This window comes from Subtercola boreus (assembly GCF_003399645.1).
GTDB lineage: Bacteria > Actinomycetota > Actinomycetes > Actinomycetales > Microbacteriaceae > Subtercola > Subtercola boreus_A.
The window spans coordinates 93684-117124 of the sequence record NZ_NBXD01000026.1 but is presented as its reverse complement, the minus strand read 5'-3'; the positions used below and the strand labels follow the sequence as shown (position 1 = coordinate 117124).

The window sequence follows — 23441 nt, the reverse complement described above, 5'->3', positions numbered from 1 at the left end:
TCTGGCGGCGAGCGGCGGCGGCTTACGACTCACAGAAGAGCCCTCCGCCGCATAGCTTCGAACCAGACCGTTCATTTTGGAGCGTCAGATTGGCAGATCAGTCGTCGAGGCTGGTGTCTTCGACGGTTTCGCTTGTTTCGGCCATCCGGTCTCGTAGGTGGTCGGACATCGCGGATGCGCCTTCGTGACCGTGGTCTCGTTCGACTTGCTCAAGGAGTTCGCCGAGGTCGGTTCCGGGGGCCGCCTGCTTGTCGTGCGTGTCATTGTCCATGGTGTGAAGCTATCCCGCGGGACGATCCGCGCCTCCCAGCTGGCTCACATCGGAACCCGAACCGATCCAGGTGCCTTAGCGACGTGCAGCGAAGTCGGATATCGGGACCGTCATACCTCGAGCTCTTCGAGGGCGTCCGGGATTTGGACGGCCATGGGTTGGGCAAGTGGTGGCGAGGAGAGCGCCATCATCTTCTCTCGCATGACTCGGACGGCTTCGGCGTTGTCGGGTTCAGGGATCGAGGAGTGCGTACTCTCGGCCATCAGGTTCGTGCCCTGGTCCAGAACAACTGTCGCTTCGACATCGTCCCCGTCGGCGTCGTACGCGGACAAGGTCACGGTGTCACCACTGTGGTGTTTCGCGAGGAGCGCGCTGTACGGGGCCAATGTGTCGGCCGCCTCGTCACCGACGAGCAACGATTTCTGCGCATACGTCACATGCTTCATGACAGCAGGCTATTCCGAGGGAGGGCTGGCGTAGAGGGCTGGACAACTGCACCCTCGTCTGCGCGAGGGCGGCCAGTCCATGCCCACCCATTTCCTGCTGAGACGGTTTTCGGGCGTTGAAGGCGCGGATCGTCACGGTTCACCTCAGCCAATGACAGGCAACTGTATGTAGCCGCAGGTGTCGGGGCCGGTGTGGATGATGTTGGTGGCTCCGTCGTGATAGCTCGGGTTGTACTCGTGGTTGAGGCCGTGTGCGACGCCGTCGTGGGGCTGAATGTCGACGCGGATGCGTTGACCTTTCAGGAGCTTTCCGACGTTCGGAACGAGGGCGATCTCAACCGGCACGATTTCGCCCGGACGAAGGGGCGCGTAGTCCGCTTTAACGTGCGTGTGCGCGGGCTGGACCTCCGTCGACCGCACTTTGTCGAGCGCACGGTGGGAGACTTTGAGCCAGCCCTTGGTGAGGGGAGCGATCCTGAACGGGAACCCGAACGTGGTGAACCCGGTGAAGTCGACCTCACGGTCGTCGTCGCCGATCACGCGCACGGAGACGAAGAGGTCGATGTCGTCGCTCGTCGACTCGACCCACAGATGCACCTTGCCGAAACCGGCGATGACTGCGTCGTGGGCCAGAGGTTCGCTGACGAAGGAGACCCCTGTGACGTGTGGGTCTGAGTCGGCCGACGCCGGATCGACCCGCGGGCTGCCGACCGGCGCCCAGGGTGTGAGCTGGATCTCTGCCGAGTATCTTGCCTGAGTCGATTCGCCGGGCGCCACGGCGCCGAGGCGCAGAAAGTCTGGCCGCACCCCGTCGCCGACCCAGTCGGAGGGCCGCGCATCGAAGTACCACTTCTGGTACTCGGTGCGCGCGATCGGCCATTCGTTCTCCTCCTGCAGGTAGGAGGTGCCGTCACCGGTGCGAATCTCGAGCCGGATCGGCGGGGTGTCCATGATGCCGTTCTCGATGCCCTTCAGCCAGTAATCGAAGAACGCTTTGTGCTGAGCGACAGCTTCGGCCGAATACGCGTGCTGGAACCAGTCCTCCCAGAGGTCGAGCTTCTTGTGGGGTGTCGGTGTGTTCAGGTACGCGGCGTTTCCGCCGAGTTGATGGATGTTCGAAAGATGGGTCGTTGATGCGACGGCCCAGAGCGGCACAGTCACGTCGCTGAGATCAGGGCTCATGAACACCCGGGCGCGCGGACCGAAGATCTCGTCGGGATTCGAGTCGCGAAAGGGGCTGTCTTTCATGATCTGCACGAAGTCGACGATGTCGGGTTCGCCGACGATCGGTGGGGTGAGACCAGCGGCCCTCCAAATCGGCCAGAACTGTTCGTTCAGCACGCCGCCGTTGTAGGCGACCTCTTCATAGAGGTCGACATCGGTGCCGATGGCGATCATGGCTTTCAGATGCTCAGGGTGGAGGCTCGCTGCTGCGTGCTGGCTGATCGCGAGGTAGGACATGCCCCAGGTGCCGACTGCTCCGTTCGACCAGGGCTGGGTGCCCGCCCATTCGATCGCGTCGCGGAAGGCTTCGGCGCCGGCGAGTCCCCATGGTGCGAGCTCTCCCGGGCTTGCGCCCGCACCGGGCATGTCCACCCTGACGACCGCGTAACCGTCGGGCACCCACACCGCTGTGCTGACGGTTTCGTGGTTCTCGAACTGCAGGTCGCCGGCGTTGCCGAAGAAGTAGTCCTCTTCTTCGATCTCGTGGTGCTCTAGATCGTCGCTGGTCTCGATCGAGTGATGGTTGAATGCCTTGCCGTACGGGCCGCAGTTGACGATCGCCGGATAGGTGCCGGGCGCTGCAGGGCGAAACACATCGGCGAGTACGTAGGAGCCGTTCTGGAGGGGAATTCTGACGTCTCGGAAACGCAGGATGCCCAAGGCGTTCCGGCGCAACTCGTTGCGCGCATTGGCCGGGGTGCAGAGAGTGCGCGGCCTGGTGTCGCCGAAAACATCGGATGCGGCGAGGTCTTCCAGCAGCCGCACGACGACCGGGTCTTCCGTGAACTGTCGGATCTTGTCGATGCGGCCGGTCGCCGAATAGTCGGCATCATGGCGGAAGTTGATGCGCCGACTTCCGATGATGTCGTGCACTTCCGGGGGGATGGCCGTGCCCTCGTCGCGGAGCTCGGTGCGCCCGAGGGTGAAGATCAGGCGAGCGATGTTGGTGAGACCCGAATCCTTCAGTTTGTCGAGGTTGCCGTCGACCCGTGGAATGACCTGCGCAAGGTGCAGGCGTGGGGCGGCGGTCACATAACCGATCGCGTTCTCGCCGATGAGGAACGTCATCCGCTCGCCCGCCTCGTATTCGAACTCGCCCCGTTCACTCGTGAGACCCAAGTGCGTCGGGGTCTTGTAGCGTAGACCCGCGATCGGGCCGGCCAGAATTCCAGTGGGCGCCATCAGGAACGCCGCTCGAGCACGCTCATCGAGGAGGGCCCGGCATCGACTCCGACCATCGAGCGGCCGAGGTTCTCCATCCACGTGTCCACGTTGTTGGCGGCGTGCAGGCTGCCTGCGCGGCAGTTGCGCGCGATAAGTTGCAGGGGCATCCGTTTGCTGATTGCAGACGCACCGGATGCACGCAAGAGCGTCTCGATCGCTGTCGCGCACTCGTTCCAGACATACGCAGCATCCGCATGGAACTGCAGAATCTCGTCGGCGTTCGGATCCCGGTTTTCGGCGTCGAGACGATCGAAATCGGCGACGGCGGCATCCGCGAGGCGTCCCGCTGCGCGGATCTGCATCGCGGCGCGCCCCACGATGTGGTGGGCCACCGGCGCATCGACCTGCCGAGTGTAGGGAGAATACGGAACGCTCCGGCGCCCAATGGACGCGAGAAAGACTTCCATGGCCTGATCGGCCATTCCGAGCGCGACCCCCGTGCTCGACACGATCGAACGTGGCAGGCCGCCGCGCCGGGGACCAAGCCCCTGAGACACGAGTTCCGCTGTGCGAGCCGCCAGCTCTGCCGGGAAGCCGAACCTCTCGTCGGGTACGAAGAGCTCACCATCAGTCGCAACCGTCTGGCTACCGGTCGCGGCGAGGCCCATTGCATCCCAGTCGTTTCGGGCAACCAGCTGCTCTTTGGGAATGAGCACCATTCCGACCTTCGAATCGTCGGTGTCGTCGTAGAAGACGGCGAGATATCCATGGGACGCGTGAACACTTCCGGTGGCGAACGGCCAGGCACCCTTCACTATCCAGCCGCCGTCGACCTTCGTCGCGCTGCCCGACATGTGCCTGCTCGTTCCACCGACGGCGAAGGTTCGGTTACCCACCCACGGCGACTCGTATACGGGGGCGACGACCTCGTCCGCGAAGGCATTGCTCCACATGTTGCCGCCGGCGGTCGCCCACACCACCCATGCAGTGGCTCCGCACCCTGAGCCGAGGGCTCGATAGATGTCGAGCATTTCGCGGGTGGTGAAGTCTGCTCCACCGTAGCGTTTTGGTTTCGAGAGGCTGAAAACACCGGCCTCGCTCAGTTGCTCGATCGTCTCTTGCGGGATTCGGCGTTGCTGCTCGGCAATCGCCTGCTGGTCGCGCAGCCAGGGCTGCAATTCGACGATGCGAGCGACGATCTCTTTTGCCTGCGGTAGGGCGGTGGTGGTGATCATGGCCATTCCTTTCGTGAAACGGGGGTTCCTTCGAAGCCTGCGATGCGCTCTACGGCTGGGTCGTTCCCGTCCCTCCCGCTTGCCGAAGCGTCGGGATGATCGTCGAACCATCCCTCCTTGGGGTACCGGTACATCCACCCGGTTGCGAGGGCGCGCTTGGCTATGAGCCAGACTCCGTCGCGCTGTTCAAACCGGTCGAGGTATCGTGCCCACAGTTTGACGTTCTCATTTGCCCACTGGTGGACCTCGGTACCCTGGTGGTCGGCGTTCAGGTATGTCTCGACGTGAGCGGTGGTGGGCCCGTCGAATTCGACCAGGCTGTTGCCCAGCAGGTGCATTGTGCGAACGAATCGCGGCATCTCTCCCGAGAGGAAGGCGACGAACCCGTCGACGGAGCCGCGGTGCAGGCTTTCGGGGAACTGCACCCACGCATCGGGCCAGAACGCGCTTCGAACCAACTCCATGTCGACCCGGTCGAGGCCGCGGCAGTATCGAAGCAGGACGTCGTGGATTTCGGCGCGTGCGCTCAGTTCTTCCAGCGTCTTCACTTCTGGCCGGCCTTCGGGATGGTGATGCCGGCAAAGCCGAGAACCGAGAGAGCGAAGACTGGAGCCGGACTTTCGGCGGGTTGTGCGGGCGGTTCACCGGGACGGATGAGACGTGCACCTCGTTGTGCCATTGTGTATTCCTTTTCAGAGAGATCGGGAGCGTGAGGCCTAGCGTACGACTGCTGAGCATACTTCTCAACGATTGTTGAGAAGTTTGTTACCTAGACTTGAGATATGTCGATAGACCAGGCTCGTTCTGCCAGAAGTCTCGGTACGGGGCCGCGGCTGGGTTCGCGTGCATCTCGCGAGGCCATCCTGCTCGCGGCTCGTACCCGCTTCGCGAAAGACGGTTTCTCGGGTTCGACGATCAGGGGTATCGCGGGTGACGCAGGGGTCGATGCATCCCTCGTGATGCAGTACTTCGGCTCAAAGAATGAGCTGTTCGCCGCTGTCATAGCGTCGGGCCCGAACACCATGTCTCAGATCGCCGAAGCGTTCGACGGTCCTGAAGACTGTCTGGGGGAGCGGGTCACACGTGCCTTCCTCGAGGTGTGGGACGGGGATCCAGTGGAGTCCGAGCCGTTGCAGGCCCTCCTCCGCGCCGCTATCGGAAGCGAACAGGCGACCACGCAGCTCAAGGAACTCATTCAGGAGCGAGTGCTCGTCGACCTGGGTCCGCGGCTGCAGCACGACGCCGACATGAAAACCCGGATCGAGATCGCATCCTCGATGCTCGTCGGTGTCGTCGTGGGGCGACGGTTGGTCGGCTTGGACGCACTCGTCAGGCAGGATCGGGACTCGCTGGTGGGCTATATCGCCCCCGCAATCCAGGCCATTCTGTCGGCTGAATCATCCGACGTGTCCTCCGTCACGAGTTCAGCGGCGCCCTCAAGATCGACGGCGGCTCACGGGTCAATCCCCGTCATATAGTCCAACAGGGTATCCAGCATGATCGAGGCGTTCTCCGCGTCAGCGCTCCAGTACGTGATCGGGCCGCTGCCGCGCGGGTGGGTGTCATGACGTTCATGGAGGAGGCCAGCCGCCGTCAGGCTCCGCAGGTGGCAGAGCACGCCGTTGCGGGAGAGGCCGAACTCGGCCATCAGGTGGGCGGCGCTCGTCTCTCCTCTGGCCAGAATGAGGCGAAGGATCTCGAGACGCACTGGCTTGATGCCGAGGGCGCGATACGAGAGAGCAACGATCTCGTCGTTGCTCTCTCGCAGGAGCGATTCCACCATGCGGCCTTCCCAAAAGCGGAGACGTCGTCGGGCGTTGTGCTCAGCGCGTCCGCACCGGCAGCTGTAGGTAGGAGGCGTGCTCGCCTCCGCTATGGATGACGTGCTGCCCACTGTTTGCAGGTACGTACTCCTGAATTCCCGGCATCATCGTGCCGAGCAGGTTGCGGGCGCTGATCACGAACCGGAGTTGCTCTCCCGGGTAGAAGACGAGCCCGAGGGGGAGCAGGTCGATCTCGATGTCGACAATCTGGCCCGGTGCGAGCTTCTCGACGACGTCGAACGTGTGCGCCGGAACCTCCTCGGTGCTGAGCGCACTGTCGAGGTTGCGCGCGGAAACCCGCAGCCTCCCATCCGAACCCTTGTATTTCAGGATGGTCGCGCCGTAGTCGGTCAGGTCATGGATGATGGCACTCTGGTTGGGCGTCGTGAATGCTTCGAGCGGGGTACCGTGGGCATCCAGTTTTTGGATGAGCACGAACAGATCCATGTCGTCTGCATCCCTGGCCTCGACGAAGAGGTGAGCCTTGGGATAGCCCACCAGCACGGTTTCCTCATCGAAGCTGGTGAGGAATGAGACAGCATTGGGGTTCGAGGTGGCGGCGTATGCGGTCGGAACGTCGTCGGTGGGCGCGGCCGTGTCCAACGTGCGGGTGCGACCGTTCAGGTAGTACTTCGTCGAGTGCGCCTCAGCGGGAGGGAACTGGTCGGCCGCGATGGCCACGCGGTCGCCGCCTTCCAGATCGAGCAGCGAATAACGCACTCGGGGGGTCTTGTCCCAGTCGTTCTGTTCGTCGTTCAGGTAGCGGTCGAAGAATCGCAGAAGGTCCGCCTGGTTGTCTTCGTCGTAATAGTCGGGCCACTCCTGGCTGTTGTGCACGCGCAGCCACTTCTGTTCTGACGCCATGCGGCGCCAGGCGCGGAAGGTGCCTGCAGTGTGGAGGGTGTTCGAGTAGCTCGCGACGACGTAGGCGGGCACGGTGATGCGTTCGAAGTCGGGGATCTTGTTCGCCCAGAGGTCATTGATGAGTGGGTACTGCTCGACTTCCGCCACGATGTTCTCTCTGCGGTTCCTGCCGAAGAAGCTGCCGTTTTGGAGCTGCTGGCCGAACCCGATGTCGGGCATTCCGCCGCGCATGACGAGGTCGCGGTAAACGTCGCTCACCCCTTCCCACGGATTGATGGCGGCGAGGTGCGGGGGCTGCTCCGCAGCGGTGAACCACTGCGTGGCCGCCAGATAGGAGGTACCGCTCATTCCGATCTTGCCAGTGCACCATTCCTGTTCGGCGAGCCACTCGATGATGTCGTAGGCGTCGCGACCGTCTTGGCGGTCCCAGAGTACGGAGTCGCCGCCGGAGTCGACGACGCCGCGGATGTCTGGGTTGCAGATGGCGTAGCCCTGCTCAACCCAGAAGGCGGGATCTGGTCCTTCGAACTTCTCGAGCCCGGAGACAATTCCGTTCGAGAGCCCGACGAGGCCGAAGACGCCCATCACACTCGGTGACGTGCCCTGGGCTTTTCCGTAGGGGCTGTAGGCGACGATGACGGGCACCTTCTCCGAGCCGACGGGGCGGAAGACGTCGGCGTGGATCGTGACGCCGTCGCGAAGTGTGATCGCGACATCCTTCTCGAAGACGATGTCGACGGGGATCGGCTTGAACGGCGGAGCGACCTGGAAGCCGGCTTCGAGGGTGCGGGTGCCGGGATCGAATGCGGTCAGGATTCCGGTGCGAGGTGCCGGCAGCGGGTTTGACGGCAGGTAGATCTTCTTGTCTTCGCTCATCGTGAGCTCCTTCTTTCTGCTGGCCGGGAGGCGGGCGTGAACCGGTCTAGTGTGGTGATTCCGGCGAACTGGTGCGGCTGCATGCCGGCCAGAAGTCGCCCGTAGTTCTCTGACAGTGCTTCGAGGTTCAGAGCGCCGTGCAGGGTGATGATGCGGGCGTCGCGCCACGACCGCTGAATGGGTTCGAAATCCATGATCGCGGTCGCGCCCGAGTTGCGCTGCAGCAGCTCGATCGCCTCAGCGCACCATCTCGCGGCATACGCGGTCTCGACGAGGATGCGCGCGCTGAAGAGCTGCATGTACTCCGGGTCGGCGGGGGTGCCGGCGGCGGCCAGCTCACCGAGCCGGTCGGTCTCCTCTGCGTTGGCTCTCATCATCAGCGTCGCCGACTGGATCTTGGAGTGCACCTCGGCGAGCATCAGGTGTGTGAGCGGGGCTTCGAGTTGGTTCGTGTAGGTGGTGCCGCGGATGGCACGCCCGCTCGACCGCTCGAGGAAGCGCTCCAACGCGCCCCGAGCGATGCCGATCGACATGCCTGCCATAAGGCTGAATGACCAGCCGAGCGCCGGCACCTTCCAGAGCGAGCCCGACAGTCCACTCTCGATGTCACCGGAGGTGATGCGGCGGAAGTCGACCCCGCGGTAGTCGGGAACGAACAGTTCGTCGCCCTTCACCTTCACCGAGACGCTGCCGGTGCCGCGCATGCCGGCGACGTGCCAGTCGTCAAGGAACACCAGTTCGTCGCGGGGCACCTGGGCCGCGACCATGTAGGTGCCGTCTTCGTCTTCGGCGATACAGCCGAGGTTCGTGAAGGGAGACCAGAGGGACGCGGTGGCGAAGGTCCATGGGCCACCGGAGATGATCCAGCCGCCGCCGACCTTTCGCGCACGGCCCTTCGACGCCGGGAAGTGGCTGGAGCCAGCGACCCGGGGGCCGGCCCACTCCGGGCCGTAGACCTCTTCGAGCACGCGCGGACCCGATCCGGCCGGGATCCAGTCCGTCGAAGCGCCCGCCCAGACGACCCAGCCACACGAGCCGTCCCACTTCGACGCTTCGATGATCACGTCGAGTTGCTGCCGCACGGTGAGCTCGGCGCCGCCGTATTCGGCGGGGCTCGCGATGTCGAAGGCGCCGGTTGCGGCGAGGTCCGCGATGGTCTCGTCGGAGACGCGGGACTCCCGTTCCGCTTCCGGGGCGCGCCCCCGCAGCGTCGGCCCGAGCAGCCGCAGCTTGTCGAGGATGTCGGTGAGGCGCTCGGTCTTGTCCTGGGTGGCGATCATGATCGCTGGTCCTCTCTGGCGGGCACGATGGGAAGTTGGATGAAGCTCAGGTGTTCTGGTCCGGTGTGAACGGTGTTGGTCGCGCCGACGTGGTAGCTCTCGTCGTAGGCGCGCGACGGAATCCCGGCGGGGGAGTAGGGCTGCACGTCGACCTGCAGCCGCGAACCCTTCCTGATCAGCGCACTCGAGGGGTAGAGCCCGATCTCGGCGTAGACGACGTCACCCGGCGTGAGCGGCTGGTGATCGGCCTCGGTGTGCGAGGGTGCGGGCCAGTAGTCGGTCGAGCGTTCGTCGTCGAGCATCCGGTGCGACACCTTCAGCAGACCGTGCCCGACCGGGTGGATGTTCGCCGGGTCGATCGGTGGCACAAGCGACTCGTAGCGGATCTCGTGATCGTTCTCGTCGATGACGCGCAGCGACACGTACACATCGAGGTCGTGGCTGCTGCTCGAGAGCCAGAGCCCGGCCTTCATGTAGCCGGCGAGCAGCATGTCTTCGACCATGGGTTCGCTGATGAAGGAGGCGCCGGTCGACCAGCGGGGGGTGCCGCCGACGTACCCGGTGGGCGCGGGGATCGGATGCCCGCGATCCAGTTCTGCAGAGTACGAGGCCGATGCCTCCTCTGTGGGGGCGGCCGAAGAGAGGGTCACTAGCTGTCGACCGTGGCTGTCGCCACTCCAGTCGGAGGCCGCGGCATCCAGATACCAGCGGGGGTAGGTGGTTCGCGCGATGGGCCACTCGTTCTCTTCGAGCATGAGGTGTGCCCCGTTGCCGGTGCGTACCTGCACCCGCACGGGCGCACCCTCCATGACTCCGTTGTCAGTGCCCTTCAGGAAGTGGTCGAAGAACCGCTCGTGGTCGTCGATCGTCGAATTCTTGTAGCTGTGCGGGAACCAGGCGTCGACGAAGTCGAACCTCTTCTGCTCGACACCCGTCGACCGGATGAAGGTCTCGCTCGAGCCGAGCTGGTGGATGACCACCCCGGTCTGCGGGCCGACGATCCACACCGGGGTGGTGACCTTCGACATGTCGGGCTTCATGAAGACCGATCCGTGTTCGCCGTAGGCCTCGGCGTCGTCGAAGGGGGTGGCGAGCATCTGGTCGAGCCAGTCGGTCTCGGCACGCTCGCCGTGGAAGTTGTGGCCGGCCATGGCGGCCCGCCACCAGGTCCAGAAACCCTCGCCGTAGAGTCCGCCGCCGTAGAGGGCCTCGTTGTAGAGGTCGGAGTCGGTGCCGAGGGCGATCATCGCCTTCAGGTGGGGCGGCTGCAGGCTCGCGACGGTGTGTTGCGTGATCGCGAGGTAGGACATGCCCCATAGCCCCACGTTGCCGTTCGACCATGGCTGGGTGCCGGCCCATTCGATGGCGTCGTAGTAGTCCTCGGCCTGCTGCCGGCTGAAAGGCGCCTGCTGCCCGGGGCTGTTGCCGACGCCGCGGGCATCGACCCGGATGCAGACGTAGCCCTTCGGTACCCAGATCGAGGAGTCGACGCTTTCGTGGTTCTCGTACTGCAGCCCGTCGGGGTTGCCTGTGAAGTACCGGTCTTCGAGTTCCTCCTTGGCTTCGGCCTCCGCGGCGCTGCCGATGGCGCCGTGGTCGAAACCCTTGCCGTAGAAGCCCTGGTTCATGATCACGGGGTGCTGCAGGCCGTCGTCGGGGAGGAAGACATCGGCGCAGACATACGAGCCGTCCCGGGTGGGAATGCGCACATCGGTCAGTTTGAGGATGCCCCGGATGTTGCGGCGGAGCTCGTTGCGGGCGGCCGCACCGTTCCGGAGCTTCCGCGGGGTGTTCGCGGTGAAGACGCCGTCCGCGGCGTTGAGGGTCTCCAGCACCGCCAAGACGGTCGGATCGGTGGCAAAGCTGATCGTCTGGTCGGTGGAGAAGGCGACCATGGCCGCGGTGCCGCCGCCGGAGTGGTTGTCGCCCTCGCGGAGGTCAGCGGCATCCGTCGCCGCCTGGTTGAAGTTCAGCACGGCGGGGCCGATGAGGTCGTGCACTGCGGGCGCGATCCTGGTGCCGTTCTCGTAGTCGCCGTCATCGTCGAGGGTCTGCACGAAGCGCGCGAGGTTCGTGACCATGGGGTCGTGCAGTCGGTCGAGTTTTCCGTCGTTGCGATCGACGAGTTGGGCGAGTGTCACGCGCGGGGAGCCCGGAACCGAGCCGAGCACGATACCGCCGACCGAGAACACCACCGATTCGTGCGGGAGGTAGCAGTACTCGCCGCGCTCGTTCGTCAGCCCGGAGCGGGTCGGGGTGGCGTACTTCAAGCCCGCGATCGGGCCGGCGACGACACCCGTCTGGAGGGTCGTCGAGTGCAGAGTGGAGGTCATCGGTTGTCGCTTTCTTCTGTCTGCCGGGGTACGACGATGTACTTGGCGTGCGGGGATGCCGCCTGGGCGAGCCAGGCGGAGGGCAGTTCCTCGAGGCCGACAGTTCTGACCGTGACGACCAGCTCGCCAGCGCTGACGGCATTCCAGAGCCAGACGAGTGCTGCCGTCTTCTCAGCGAACGGAACATGGAGGCCAGCGAAACCGGAGAACGTGAGCTGTCGACCGCGGAGAAGCCCGGCGGGGATCACCGCGGTCGCGCCGGCGAGATTGCCGACGTTCACGATGCGGGCGTGGGGTGCGGTGACGAGCAGCGCCGCCTCGAGAGGGGCGCCGTAGATGCCGTCGAGAACGACGTCGACGGGGCCTGAGGCAGCGCGGATGCGTTCGGCAAGCGCCTCCGTGCTCTCGTTCTCGTGGAGTTCGACCACGGCGTCGACGCCCAGCTCGAGCAGGCCTGCAAGGGCCTCGCGGTTGCGGGCGACTCCCACGACCCGGCCGGCGCCGAGACGGCGGGCAACCTGAACGGCGAGCTGGCCGACGGCGCCAGTTGCGCCGAGCACGAGCACGGTCTCACCCGCGCGGAGGCCGGCCGAGTCCACGAGTGGCAGGTAGGCGGCGATTCCCGAGTTACCGACCGCTGCTGCGCGTATCGGATCGACGCCGTCAGGAAGGGCGATCAGGTCGGCGTCGCCGACGAGCACGAGCGAGGCGAAGGCGCCGGGCGCCGAGGGAGAGACGTGCAGTTCGGCGTAGACCGTCTGGCCGATCGGATGCACGTCGGACTCGATGACGACGCCGACGCACTCGCTGCCCGGAACGTAGGCGGCTTCGTGCCTGGCGGAGTGGAATTCGCCCGACGCGATGAGCAGGTCGAGTGGGTTCAGCGGTGCCGCCAGCACGGCGAGAAGTGTCTGCCCTGAAGCGCGAGGCGGCAGGTCGATCGACCCGTACCGGGGCTGCGCACCCGGCCCGTCAATGATCGCGGCGAACACTGCAGACACGAGAGCTCCTTCGCTCAATCTTCGCAATGGTTGCGATGGTTTTGATTATGCGCACGGTCTCAGACGGGTGTCAAGCAGTTTAATCATCGAGTGATGATTTAGTTGGATAGCGATCAAAGTACATAATGGTTAGAGTCTTTTAGAACCAAGGCAGAGGACATCCGATGACGAACCCATCCCCGCACGAAGACGGACAGACGATCCAGAAACTCCTGGTGGGCGTGATCGGACTGCTCGACACATTCTCCGCCGAGCAGCGGGCAGCGGCGGTGTCCTCGTTCGACGACCCACAACGCCTGGACTGGGACATCATTCCGAAACCCGACCGCGTCGGCGTCTCATTGCACAATCTCGACCGGCACCAGAAGGTGGTCGTGCTCGACCTCATCCGCCTCGTCGTCTCGCGCGAGGTGTACACGAAGATCCTCGCGATCATGCAGCTCGAACACGTGCTGCGAAAGATCGAGGCAGATTTCCTCGGTGTCGGTGCACCGCTCTGGCGAACCTCCGATTCCTATTTCTTCTCCCTCTTTGGCCGGCCGGGGTTCGAAGACACCTGGTCGCTCCGATTCCTCGGGCACCATGTCTGCCTGAACGTCACCATCGTGAACCAGCGATGGATCTCAGCGACGCCGAGTGCCCTCGGCCAACAACCCGTCGCGGGAGTCGGCGTGCTGAACCCTCTGGCAGACGACGAGGGTCTCGGCTTCGCCCTGCTCGAATCCCTGGATGATGAGCAGCGCCGGCACGCCGTCATCCACGACGTGGCCCCGGCCGACTTCGTCTCCCGCCAGGTTTCCCACATCGGCGCGCTCGAATACCCCGACCACTACGACCTGGGAATGCCGCAGTACCAGATTTCGCTGGAGGATCGGCGCGCGCTGGCTCTCGTTCGCGCAGAACCATCGGGCATCTCCGCCGACAGGCTCGACGACGACCAGCGTGCGCTGCTCGGCCGTCTGATCGACACGTTCCTCGGTCGCCTTCCCGCCATGGCTGCGGATGCCTATCGCACCCGGCTCGACGCTGACGGTGCCGGGGGCATCCACTTCGCCTGGGCGGGCGGACTGGTGCGTGGCACGCCGCACTACTTCCGCGTACAGACCCGCGAACTGCTCATCGAGCTCGTGAATGCGGTCGACGACGGCAACCATATCCACTCGGTGATCCGCGACTTCGAGCACGATTTCGCCGATGACTCGCTGAGGGCACACCAGGCACACCTCGAGGGCCGCGGCTCGCACCTCTCGACCCGCACGACTTCGAGCGAAGGTACAGAGCTCACCGCCGACAACTGGGCCTGGTGACCCAGAAACAAACCAACGGTTGTGACGGTTCTTGCTAGAGTGAGGCCATGAATACGTTCGTGGGCGTCACGCGGGCAAACGTGCTGGCCGGCCGGATCGAGCAGCAGATCCTCGACCGGGAGTTCAAGCCCGGCGAGCTGATCGGCACCATCGACTCCTTGCGCGCCAGGTCGGGCTTCGCCCGGTCAACCGTTGCAGAGGCAATCCGGTTGCTCGCCGACCGCGGGCTCGCCGAGATCCGCCCGGGTCGTGGCGGCGGCCTGTTCGCCACCGCGGCCGGCCCTATGGTCAAGATCCGTCACACGCTCCTGGCGGTGACGGATGCTCCGGCCTCGGTTGCCGAGGCGGTGGCCGTTCGCGAGGCGCTCGAGGTGCTCATCGACACCGACGCCGCAGAGAATCGCACTGCTGCTGACATCTCCGACATGACGAAGCTGCTGGGCAAACTCACCGCGGCGGCCGCCAAGGGCACGACGCCGTTTTTGCTCGCCAACTGGGACTTGCACGAGCGGATCGCCCTGATCTCGCCGAACCAGACGGCCTCGGCCCTTTACCTGTCGATGACCCGGTTCGTTCGGGAGCATGCCGTCGCGGCCACCCACGACGACGCACCCGAGTCGGCGGTCGAGTGGCTGAACGTGCGAGTCGACACCCACACCGAACTCGTCGACGCCATCGTCGCGGGCGATGTGACCCGCACGCGGAGAGCCGTTGCTGCCCACGCCGGGCTGCTCATCACCGAATAGCGGCCGAGATGCCCGCGCGGGCGGCAGCACGGTGTCGCTCGTCGTTTCCGACAATGTGATTCGTGAGCAGGCCGAGCCTCTCGATCTCCACTTCGACGATGTCGCCGGGCTGCAGCAGCCACGGGGGAGTGCGGCTGTAGCCGACACCCGACGGTGTTCCTGTAGCCAGGAGGTCGCCGGGGTTCAGCGTGAAGCTCCTTGAGATGTGTGCGAGTGTGTCGCCGACGCCATAGATCATCTGCGCCGTGTTTCCGTGCTGGGCGACCCGGCCGTTGACCCGGGTCTCCACACGGAGACCGTCGCGCAGATCACCGACCTCCGCAGCCGGCACCATTGGCCCGAGTGGGCCGGAGCGGTCGCCGTTCTTGCCCATGATCCACTGCGACGTCTGCTTCTGCGCCCGCCTCGAGGTGACGTCGTTGAATGTGGAGTAGCCGATGACCGCCGCGAGAGCCTCCTCGGGGGTCGCGTCGACGAGCGTGCGCCCTATCCATGCGACGACTTCACCCTCCCAGTCGAGCCCGTCTTCGCCGGAGGGGACGGGTATCCCACTGCCATCGACAGACAGCGACTGGGGCCAGCGGGCGAACAGCGTCGGCACCTCGGGGAGCGACTCGTTCCTGAACGACCCTTCGTTCACGTGGTCCTGGTAGTTCAGGCCGATGCAGAGAACCCGTGCGTCGCCCACCACGGGGGGAACGAGTTCGATCGAATCGACCGCCAAAACGCCACCCGACGGCCGGTTGGCGAGCTGTGACTCGGGGCGGGCCCAGAATGTGCTGACTTCGGCGTACACGGCGACCTCCGACCCGTCGTCGCTCAGCGCACAGACGAGCACCTCACCGCCTGCGGTCCTCGCGCCGACGAGGCGCATCAGGCCACCGCCCTGATGACGATCATGCTGGCCGGGAGGTGGGTTCGGTTCACGACCGTGCGCATCGTGCCGGGAGTGAAGTGCACGGAGTCGTGCGGGCCGACGGCCTGCTCATCACCGTCGCTCTCCATCACGAGTTCGCCCGAGAGAACGACGTACACCGTCTCGAACTCCTGGGGGGCGAGCTCGGCCTTCCCACCGGGGAGGTAGTGCGAGAGCGCGACGGTGAAGTCCGTCGTGGGGGTGGTCGATCCGCCCTGCAGGCGCACCGGGCCGACGCCCTCGTGACCGACAGGGGCGAACGGTTCGGCATCGGCCAGGCGTGTGACACGCATCGTCATGAGAGTGCTCTTTCTCTTACAGGGAGGAATGTGGTGAGGAGGCTCTGTTGCAGTTCGCGCAGAAGGCGGGCCGGATTGTTACTGGAGTCGGTGCCGAAGACATAGAAGTCGGGCCGCGACAGCACCGCTCCGCATCGGTGCGCGGCGAACCAGGCACGGTACGTTCCGTCGACGTCGCGAACCTGCCCGTTCGCCGCCACCTCAGTGATCGTGCCGCCGATGCTCTCGAACCACCGGGCAAGCTCGCTGGGCACCGTGAGCGGCGCTTCGTCGGCGAGAAGGATGAGCTGCCAGCCGCCACCGCGCAGGTCGTCGAACAGGCCGGTGATGCCATCTTCTTCAATACGGCCCTGCACAGAGAGACGGCCGGCGGCGGTGTCACCCGGCATAGTCAGCGACGGTTCACCGAGTCGCGGATGCGGCGGTTCGACGAAGACGGCGTCAGGGTCGGCCCGTTCCGCCTTCATCGCGGAATCGCGCTCGGCCGCCCGGTCGGGGTCGAGTTCGCAGACCAGCTCGCCGATTGCGACAGCCGCCTCGACGATCTCCCGAACGTGGCTCGAGCGTTCACTGACGTAGGAATCGAGCAGCCCGGTTCCGGCCCGGCCGGCCTCGACGAGGGAGAGCCGCCACGCCAGCGCGCTGGCGTCGCGGAGGCCCGAACAGAGCCCCTGGCCGAGGAAGGGCGGCATGAGATGGGCGGAATCCCCGGCCAGCAGCACGCGCCCCCGCCGCCATTCGTTCGCCCAGCGTCCGCGGAAGGTGTACACCGCATGGCGTTCGAGAGTGGCGTTCTCGGGCGTCACGCCGAATGGGGCCATCAGCAACCACGCGGTCTCGGCGCGCGCGAGATCTTCGACGGACGTCTCCGCCCGTCGCATGAATTCGAAGCGACGCCGTCCGGGGCCGCTGTTCACAGCGGTCGCCGGCTGGGCGGGGTCGCAGTACTGGGTCACGAAGGCAGGCCATTCGCGGTCGTCGAGCGGTTCGTAGTCGACGACCAGCCAGTCGGCCTCGAATCCGGCGTCGACGCTGTCGACACCGACCAGTTCGCGAACGGCACTGTTCGCGCCGTCTGCGCCGATCAGCCAGCGTGCGGTGAGCGTCTGGCGCTCCTGCGGGTCGCCGGTGCGGTGCACGGTCAGGGCGACGTCGTCTTCGTCTTGGGTGATATCGGCCACCGACCAGCCACGGCGAACCTCGACGGTCGGGATGCTCCCTGCCATCGTTTCGAGAACGGCTTCGAGGTCGGGCTGGTAAAAGCCGTTCGTGTTCGCCCAGCCCGACTCGGCGGCCCGGTTCCAGTTGATCGCGCGAAGGAGCTCACCGTCACCGCTTCGGATCTGATACCCGCCGCGTTCACCGTGAGAGGGTTCGAACAGGTCGGCGTGGTCTGCCATGACTCCGGCGGACTGGAGGATGCGCAGAGCCTCGTGGTCGATGGTGCAGGCACGCGGCAACGGATACCGGGCAGGCCACCGTTCGACGACGGTGACCCGCCAGCCGTCTCGGCCGAGCATGATGGCGGTCAGCAGGCCGACCGGCCCTGCTCCGACGACCAGGAAGTCGACCATCCCGTGCTACTTCGTGACCGTGAGCGCGTTCAGAAAGCCGATGTCGCCCGCTTCGGCGAAGGTGTGCAGCACCTTGACGTTCATGTCGGGATTGTGCTCGTTGTGCGGTTCGGGCACCAGTGGGTTGCCGCTCCAGCCCTGCAGGCGGCACACGCGGCGCTTGATGCGCCAACCGGCTTCGGTGCGAACGACCTCGTCGTCGTACCAGCCCGTGCCGGTCCAGGTCGGGCCGCCCTCGGCGTCGTTGCGGACGAGCAGCCAGTTGCCGTAGCTGAAGGCGTGGGCAGTGTCGCCGTCGACCTCGACGAGGTGACCCATCATGGTGTGCTGGTGGCTGTCGAGCCGGTCGTGGAACTCAGCGAACGAAGCCTTGAACACGTCGAGGCCGTTCCAGCCGGCACCGGCGGGGCCGAAGACAGCGACCACATCGTCGGTGAACACACGGTCGAAGAGATCCCACTGGTGGGTGTCGAGAGCGAACGCGTACATGTTCAGGATCTCGATGATCTCGGCTTTGTCTTGTGCGGTCATGAGTGTACCTCGTCTTTGAGAGCGTCGAATGGATGCTGCGTCGGCGGCGTAGAAAGGCCCAAACCGTTCGTAGGTTTGATTGTGGTCGCCGCTCCTCGTGCTGTCAACATCGACGAACTAAAACATAGCAATGGTTGACATGTTTACGCCCGGCTGATTGGATGCACTCGAACGAAAAGAGAAGCCATGTCAACGACGATCGATCAGGCACTGTTCCGCGAGACCCTGGGAAACTATCCGACCGGCGTCGCTGTTGTCACAGCCACGCTCGCGGGCGGGAACCCCGTCGGTATGGTGGTCGGCACGTTCTCCTCTGTCTCGCTCGACCCGCCACTCATCGCCTTCTTCCCGATGAACACGTCGAACAGTTTCGCTGAGTTGCGAACGGCCGACGCGTTCTGCGTCAACGTTCTCGCGTCTGATCAGGAGCCTCTCTGCAGGCAGCTGGCGACCCGCAAAGAGGGCAAGTTCGACGGGGTCTTCTGGCGCCGGGCACCGCTCGGATCGCCCATCCTCGAGGAGGCGGTCTCGTGGATCGAGTGCACGTTCGACGACATCCGCGAAGCCGGCGACCACTTCATCGTGCTCGGCAGGGTGGAACATTTCGCCACCGCGCGACAGGCTCTGCCGCTGCTGTACTTCCAGGGCGGCTATGGCCGATTCTCGCTGGGGTCGTTCGTGGCGGCGCCGAGCCCGGAGCTGATTGAGGCGGCCCAGATCGCCGAGACCGTGCGGGACAAGGTGGAACGTCTCAGCCGCGACAATGGCGTCAACTGCAGCATCGTCGCCCGCATTGGCTGGGATGCCGTGCAGGTACTGGCCGCCAACGACGGCGAACTGGCCGAACCGGCACCGCTCGGTCATCGCCAGCCGCTCATCCCGCCCTTCGGGGCGATCTTTCTCGCCGACTCGCCCGAGCAGGAGGTCGACGTCTGGCTCGGCCGGGCACCGGACCGAAGCGACGAACGACGCGCTGTCAACAGAGCCCTGCTCGGCAAAGTACAGCTGAGTGGATTCTCGATGCTGACGGCCGACCCGGAGGCCGTTCTCCGCCACACCGAGGTGCTGCGGGAGTTCGAGCTCTCCGGCGGGCTTCCCCGCCAGGACCGTGTCGTGCGGCAGTTGACGTCCGACCTCGCCGATGCGTTCGCTCCCGAGCTCGTGCCCGGGGTGCGCTACGACCTTGCATCCATCGTCGTGCGGATTCCCGTCGGCGCCGCGCAGCCGCCGATGGCACTCCGGATGACCGGACTACCCGCCGGGCTCGACGCCGAACAGGTCGAAGCGTTCATCGCAGAGCTGCGAAACGTCGCGTCAGCCGCCGGGGCCGTTGCCGGATCCCGGCGATGACGACCGCTGGCGGGCCACTCACTGGCATACGTGTCCTCGACCTCAGCCGGGCTCTTGCCGGGCCTTACTGCACCGCGCTGCTCGCCGATCTCGGAGCCAGCATCATCAAAGTGGAGAGCCTGAACGGTGGCGACACCTCCCGGCAGTGGCCGCCGTTCGAGAACGACCACAGCCTGTACTTCGATTCCCTGAACCGCAGCAAACGCTCTGTGTGCATCGACTTCTACTCCGCCGAGGGCCGCGACATCCTCGACCGCCTGATCGCGGGTGCTGACGTTCTGGTCGAGAACTTCAAACTCGGCACCCTGGAGAAGCTCGGACTCACTGCCGAGCATTTAAAAGAGCTCAACCCCGAACTCGTCGTCGGATCGGTGACCGGATTCGGCACCGCTGGGCCGCTGAAGAACGATGCCGGTCTCGACCAGGTCATCCAGGGCATGTCCGGCCTGATGTCGGTCACCGGCGAGAAAGACCAGAACTACCGGGTGGGGGTGCCGATCGTCGACATCACCTCCGGAATGGTCTGCGCCCTCGGGATCGTGGCTGCGCTGGTCGGCCGCGGCAGCGGGCATCCTGTCTCGACAGTCAGCACCTCCCTGCTCGAGACCGCGCTCAATCTCTCGGTGTTCCAGGGCCAGCGCGCGTTGAGCCTCGGCATCGCACCCGCGGCTCAGGGCAACAACCATCCGACCATCGCGCCCTACGGAACCTTCCGCACGGCGACCGAACCGCTGAACATCGCGGTCGGCACCCAGAAGCAGTGGCTCGCCTTCTGTGGAATCATCGGCCTGCCGGCAGCGCCAGAGGATGCCCGGTTCGTCACAGGAGCGGATCGATCCGTGCACCGGGACCACCTCATGGCCCTTGTCGAAGGCGCTCTGGCCGGGCGGTCGGCCGATGAGTGGGCCAGGCTGCTCGCCCGCGCCGGTATCCCGTGCGGGCCCCTCTTCGACTACACCCAGGCGTTCGGTTCAGCGCAGGTCGAAGCGCTCGGGCTCGTCGTGCAGACCGAGCGGCGGGACGGCACCGCGCTGCCGCTCGTTCGTGGCCCGTTGAGCTTCGACGGCCAGGCGAGCGGGATCGCCTCCGTGCCTCCGCTGCTCGGAGAACACACGGCCGACGTGCTTGGCGAGTACGGCTACTCTGGCGAGGAGATAGCACGGCTCGCTACCGAAGGCCGTGTGACGATCCACGAAGAGACAACGATCGGAGCGCGATGACCCCGTCGACGAGGGAAGGCCGCATCAGCGTCAGTAGTGAGGGCGGGGTCGCCGCAGTCGTGATCGACGATCCGGCTCACCGCAACGCACTCACCCGCACCATGTGCCTGCAGTTACAGGAGCTGATGCCACAGCTCGATGCAGACCCGTCGGTCTCGGTGGTCACCCTTCGCGGCGCCGGGGAGACGTTCAGCGCCGGCGCGAGCATCCGGGACCTGCCGTCGGTTCTGATGGATGCGCAGGCCGACGGCACGCGTATCGACCAGCTCAGCAGGGCCGACGCAGCTATCGCTGCCGTGGCGAAGCCGACCATTGCGCTCGTCGACGGCGCCTGCATGGGCGGCGGCTGGCAGCTCGCGTCTGCCTGCGACTTCATCATCGCCAGCGAGCGGTCGGTGTTCGCGATCACCCCAGCGAAGCTCGGCGTGATCTATCCGCGGGCCGGGATCGAGCGCCTCGTGCGGCTGATCGGGCCTGCGACGGCGAAGCTCATCCTCTTCGCCGCAGAACCGTTCGGCGCCACCCGCGCCGCCCAGCTCGGGCTCGTGGCCGAAGTGGTCGCCGACAGCGCGTTCGACCAGCGCGTGACGTCGTTGGTCGACGTCATCCAGAGTCGCTCGCAGTTCTCCACTCACACCCTCAAACGGCTGGTCGACGGCGCGGGCGACCGCGGCCCGCACGTCGACCTGGAATGGGATGCCGCGTGGGCAGCCATGGCAGAGGGTCCCGACATGGCGGTGGGAGTGGCCGCCTTCCTGGCGCGGGAGAGCCCACACTTCATGTGGCAGCCGACGGGTCAGGGCGCCGTCAGGATCGTCTGAACGGCGGGCGACACCAGCTTCACGAGAGTGTCGAGGTCTTCGTCGACGACAGGCTTGACCCGCACGATGCGTCGGCCGACGACGACTCCGAGCAGCATTGATGAGACGGTGCTGACGCGGAGCGCCGCGTCCGGGCGGTTCTCGAGACGAGGCACGATCCCCTCGAGAAAACGGGCCTGCAGGAATTCGCGCAACTCGGCTGCGGCCTGCTCGTGGTTCACCGCCGAGCGGAACATCGCCAACAACGGTTCGAACTCGATCGGGTCGCTCTCCCAGAGGGTGAGGTAGGCGCGGGTGACTCGCTCACCGATCGTCTCGGTCGGCCCGTCGAAAGCATCGGAGAGCCTCTGCAGCGCTTCGGGCGGCACAGACATCGCCGCCGCGAACAGGTCGCCTTTCGAGCGGTAGAAGCGCATCACCAGTGCCGAGTCGACCCCGGCATCCGACGCGATGCGCCGGATGGTCGCTGCGGAGTAACCGTCTTCCGCGAATCGCGACCGCGCCGCATCGAGGATCGTCGCCCGGGTGTCGTTCGTACCCGGTCGCCGACCGCGACGAACCGGCGTGACCTGGCTCGCGGCATCCGATGGCATGGGGCAAGACTATCGCGCATGTCGTTGCGTAAAACATTATGACGGTATATACCGTTAAGCACGTTGCGGTCTCGTCTGACGAAGGCTGCAGACGCAAGCGAACCCACAATGGAGAGGGCACCACATGCGTACAGACCATCGAGGCCGATTGAGCCTCCAGCAATTCCTCGACCACGCGCCGCTCAGTCGGCGCCAACGGATCATCTTCTTCCTCACATTTCTCGTGCTGGTCGCCGACGGCATGGATGTCGCGATCGTCGGTCTCGTCTTCCCCCGGTTGATAGCGGAGTGGGGTGTGACGATCGGGCAGGTAACGCTCACCGTGACGGTGGGCATCCTCGCCATGGCTGTCGGAGCGATCGTGTCGGGGCCGATCGCCGACCGATGGGGCCGGAAGCCCGTACTGATCGCCGGATTCCTGATCTTCACCCTCGGCACCGCGGCACTCGGCCTGAGCAGCAGCATCGACGTGTTCATCGTCGTGCGAATCCTCTCGTGCCTCGGGCTCGGCGCCGTCACCCCCGTCGCGATGACGATCGTCGCCGACTGGGCACCCGCTGCCCGGCGTGCCCAGATGGTCGCCCTCACCTTCTCGGGGGTAGCGCTCGGAACCATCGTGGGCGCCTACCTCGCGGCCACGCTCATCCCGTCGTTCGGCTGGCAGACGATGGTCATCGTCGCCGGTCTCCTTCCGGTGCTCGTCGTGCCCTTCTATCTGAGACTTGTAGCCGAACCGCCGGTGACCCTGCTGAAGCGCGGCCGACCCGAGCCAGAGGTTCGCCGCTCACTCGCCGTCGTCGGGGGAGACAGCTCCGATGTGGACCTCAGCCGGGCAGCGGCCGACCCTCGTCTCGAGAAGACGCCCTTCGCCACCGTGCTCTCCCGCACTCTCGTATTGACGACCGGCCTGATCTGGTTGCTCGCCTTCATCACCCAGGGCCTCATCATCGTCGTGCTCCAGTACATGCCCATCCTGCTGCAGCGGCCCCAGCCCGGTGGGCCCGGTCTCGACACCGCCCAGAGCGGGCTCATCATGGCGATGTGGGGGTGGGGGAGCCTCGCGGGTCAGATCAGCGTCTCGTTCGTGCTCAAACGTCTCGACCGGTTCCTGACCGGGGTCATCGCCGCGGTCTGGACGATCGCCGGGCTCGCCGTGGTCGTCACCTGCAACCTCGGTTTCGCCGGCCTGATGGTCGTTCTGCTCGTGACGGCCATCGGCGCAGCGTCCCTTCCGACGATCACCAACGCGATCGGGACGATCGCCTACCCCGACAGGGCTCGTGCGACCGGCGTCGGCGCGTCGAGCTTCATGGGTCGGATCGGATCCGTCGCCAGCGGCCTCGCGGGCGGTCTGCTCATCGCCGCCGGGTTCACCCTGCCGGCCCTGTTCGCGGCGCTGACCGTGCCCGTGCTTGTCGTTGGAGGAGCGTTCATCGGCCTTCGCGCGGAGACCCGCCGCCGCACGCGTGCATCTGCGGCCGCGGCCGAGAGCGTCTCTCCGGTCGTGGCGACGGTTGACGCTCTCCGCCCCGAACGCTTTTCCTAGCGGCTTTCGCGACTGTCTCAC

General features: G+C 65.5%; 23 protein-coding genes. 7 read left to right on the top strand and 16 right to left on the bottom strand.

Annotated features, from left to right (window positions below):
* Window positions 1–97: 97 nt before the first annotated feature.
* The 6 genes from B7R24_RS17650 to B7R24_RS18320 form a co-directional block, all read right to left on the bottom strand.
* Complete coding sequence (locus B7R24_RS17650) at window positions 98–271, bottom strand: hypothetical protein (protein WP_172582836.1); 174 nt, start codon at window positions 269–271, stop codon at window positions 98–100.
* A gap of 110 nt (window positions 272–381) precedes the next feature.
* On the bottom strand, window positions 382–717 hold the full coding sequence (locus tag B7R24_RS14025; protein ID WP_116419590.1) for a hypothetical protein: 336 nt from the start codon (window positions 715–717) through the stop codon (window positions 382–384).
* Between the two features lie 144 nt (window positions 718–861).
* Window positions 862–3123 (bottom strand): CocE/NonD family hydrolase, encoded by a 2262-nt coding sequence (locus tag B7R24_RS14020; RefSeq protein ID WP_116419589.1) that lies wholly within the window; start codon window positions 3121–3123, stop codon window positions 862–864.
* Window positions 3123–4340 (bottom strand): acyl-CoA dehydrogenase family protein, encoded by a 1218-nt coding sequence (locus tag B7R24_RS14015; RefSeq protein WP_172582835.1) that lies wholly within the window; start codon window positions 4338–4340, stop codon window positions 3123–3125. The genes B7R24_RS14020 and B7R24_RS14015 overlap by 1 nt, the downstream gene beginning before the upstream one ends.
* Window positions 4337–4888 (bottom strand): nuclear transport factor 2 family protein, encoded by a 552-nt coding sequence (locus tag B7R24_RS14010; RefSeq protein ID WP_116419587.1) that lies wholly within the window; start codon window positions 4886–4888, stop codon window positions 4337–4339. The genes B7R24_RS14015 and B7R24_RS14010 overlap by 4 nt, the downstream gene beginning before the upstream one ends.
* A complete protein-coding gene (locus B7R24_RS18320; RefSeq protein ID WP_301182490.1) occupies window positions 4885–5019 on the bottom strand; it encodes a hypothetical protein in 135 nt (44 codons plus the stop codon). Before B7R24_RS18320 ends, B7R24_RS14010 begins: the two co-directional genes overlap by 4 nt.
* Window positions 5020–5122: 103 nt before the next feature.
* Between B7R24_RS18320 and B7R24_RS14005 the strand changes: the two genes are divergently transcribed.
* Window positions 5123–5818: a TetR/AcrR family transcriptional regulator gene (locus B7R24_RS14005; protein WP_116419586.1), complete on the top strand. Its 696-nt coding sequence runs from the start codon at window positions 5123–5125 to the stop codon at window positions 5816–5818.
* Here B7R24_RS14005 and B7R24_RS14000 read toward each other — a convergent pair.
* Genes B7R24_RS14000 through B7R24_RS13980 form a run of 5 tightly spaced genes read right to left on the bottom strand, consistent with a single transcriptional unit; the run spans window position 5794 to window position 12517 of the window.
* Window positions 5794–6123 carry an ArsR/SmtB family transcription factor gene (locus B7R24_RS14000; RefSeq protein WP_116419585.1) on the bottom strand — a complete coding sequence of 110 codons (330 nt, stop codon included), beginning with the start codon at window positions 6121–6123 and terminating at the stop codon, window positions 5794–5796. The two genes, B7R24_RS14005 and B7R24_RS14000, sit on opposite strands and share 25 nt — an antisense overlap.
* Window positions 6124–6163: 40 nt before the next feature.
* Window positions 6164–7903, bottom strand: coding sequence for a CocE/NonD family hydrolase (locus tag B7R24_RS13995; RefSeq protein WP_116419584.1), 1740 nt, complete (start codon window positions 7901–7903; stop codon window positions 6164–6166).
* A complete protein-coding gene (locus tag B7R24_RS13990; RefSeq protein WP_116419583.1) occupies window positions 7900–9183 on the bottom strand; it encodes an acyl-CoA dehydrogenase family protein in 1284 nt (427 codons plus the stop codon). The genes B7R24_RS13995 and B7R24_RS13990 overlap by 4 nt, the downstream gene beginning before the upstream one ends.
* Complete coding sequence (locus B7R24_RS13985) at window positions 9180–11516, bottom strand: CocE/NonD family hydrolase (protein WP_116419582.1); 2337 nt, start codon at window positions 11514–11516, stop codon at window positions 9180–9182. The genes B7R24_RS13990 and B7R24_RS13985 overlap by 4 nt, the downstream gene beginning before the upstream one ends.
* A complete protein-coding gene (locus tag B7R24_RS13980) occupies window positions 11513–12517 on the bottom strand; it encodes a quinone oxidoreductase family protein (RefSeq protein ID WP_172582834.1) in 1005 nt (334 codons plus the stop codon). The genes B7R24_RS13985 and B7R24_RS13980 overlap by 4 nt, the downstream gene beginning before the upstream one ends.
* Window positions 12518–12681: 164 nt before the next feature.
* Here B7R24_RS13980 and B7R24_RS13975 point away from each other — a divergent pair, with 164 nt between their 5' ends.
* Complete coding sequence (locus B7R24_RS13975; protein ID WP_116419580.1) at window positions 12682–13824, top strand: DUF3500 domain-containing protein; 1143 nt, start codon at window positions 12682–12684, stop codon at window positions 13822–13824.
* Between the two features lie 47 nt (window positions 13825–13871).
* Window positions 13872–14570: a FadR/GntR family transcriptional regulator gene (locus B7R24_RS13970; RefSeq protein ID WP_116419579.1), complete on the top strand. Its 699-nt coding sequence runs from the start codon at window positions 13872–13874 to the stop codon at window positions 14568–14570.
* Here B7R24_RS13970 and B7R24_RS13965 read toward each other — a convergent pair.
* The 4 genes from B7R24_RS13965 to B7R24_RS13950 are packed head-to-tail and all read right to left on the bottom strand — an operon-like array spanning window position 14560 to window position 17890.
* Window positions 14560–15444, bottom strand: a complete 885-nt coding sequence (locus B7R24_RS13965) for a fumarylacetoacetate hydrolase family protein (RefSeq protein WP_116419578.1) — start codon at window positions 15442–15444, stop codon at window positions 14560–14562. The genes B7R24_RS13970 and B7R24_RS13965 overlap by 11 nt on opposite strands.
* Window positions 15444–15785 carry a cupin domain-containing protein gene (locus B7R24_RS13960; protein WP_216363704.1) on the bottom strand — a complete coding sequence of 114 codons (342 nt, stop codon included), beginning with the start codon at window positions 15783–15785 and terminating at the stop codon, window positions 15444–15446. The genes B7R24_RS13965 and B7R24_RS13960 overlap by 1 nt, the downstream gene beginning before the upstream one ends.
* On the bottom strand, window positions 15782–17359 hold the full coding sequence (locus B7R24_RS13955) for a bifunctional 3-(3-hydroxy-phenyl)propionate/3-hydroxycinnamic acid hydroxylase MhpA (RefSeq protein WP_116419577.1): 1578 nt from the start codon (window positions 17357–17359) through the stop codon (window positions 15782–15784). The genes B7R24_RS13960 and B7R24_RS13955 overlap by 4 nt, the downstream gene beginning before the upstream one ends.
* 6 nt (window positions 17360–17365) lie before the next feature.
* Complete coding sequence (locus tag B7R24_RS13950; protein ID WP_116419576.1) at window positions 17366–17890, bottom strand: nuclear transport factor 2 family protein; 525 nt, start codon at window positions 17888–17890, stop codon at window positions 17366–17368.
* 186 nt (window positions 17891–18076) lie between these two features.
* On the opposite strand from B7R24_RS13950, the gene B7R24_RS13945 reads away from it, so the two are divergent.
* From B7R24_RS13945 to B7R24_RS13935, 3 genes are read left to right on the top strand one after another with little or no spacing between them, the layout of a single operon-like run.
* Window positions 18077–19240, top strand: a complete 1164-nt coding sequence (locus B7R24_RS13945) for a flavin reductase family protein (RefSeq protein ID WP_116419575.1) — start codon at window positions 18077–18079, stop codon at window positions 19238–19240.
* Window positions 19237–20460, top strand: a complete 1224-nt coding sequence (locus tag B7R24_RS13940; protein ID WP_116419574.1) for a CaiB/BaiF CoA transferase family protein — start codon at window positions 19237–19239, stop codon at window positions 20458–20460. The genes B7R24_RS13945 and B7R24_RS13940 overlap by 4 nt, the downstream gene beginning before the upstream one ends.
* Window positions 20457–21281 (top strand): enoyl-CoA hydratase/isomerase family protein, encoded by an 825-nt coding sequence (locus B7R24_RS13935; RefSeq protein WP_116419573.1) that lies wholly within the window; start codon window positions 20457–20459, stop codon window positions 21279–21281. The genes B7R24_RS13940 and B7R24_RS13935 overlap by 4 nt, the downstream gene beginning before the upstream one ends.
* Here B7R24_RS13935 and B7R24_RS13930 read toward each other — a convergent pair.
* Complete coding sequence (locus B7R24_RS13930) at window positions 21257–21874, bottom strand: TetR family transcriptional regulator (RefSeq protein WP_116419572.1); 618 nt, start codon at window positions 21872–21874, stop codon at window positions 21257–21259. The genes B7R24_RS13935 and B7R24_RS13930 overlap by 25 nt on opposite strands.
* Window positions 21875–22022: 148 nt before the next feature.
* On the opposite strand from B7R24_RS13930, the gene B7R24_RS13925 reads away from it, so the two are divergent.
* The gene (locus tag B7R24_RS13925) at window positions 22023–23420 is read left to right on the top strand and encodes an MFS transporter (RefSeq protein WP_172582833.1); all 1398 of its coding nucleotides are present in this window, start codon (window positions 22023–22025) and stop codon (window positions 23418–23420) included.
* The last annotated feature ends 21 nt before the right edge of the window (window positions 23421–23441 follow it).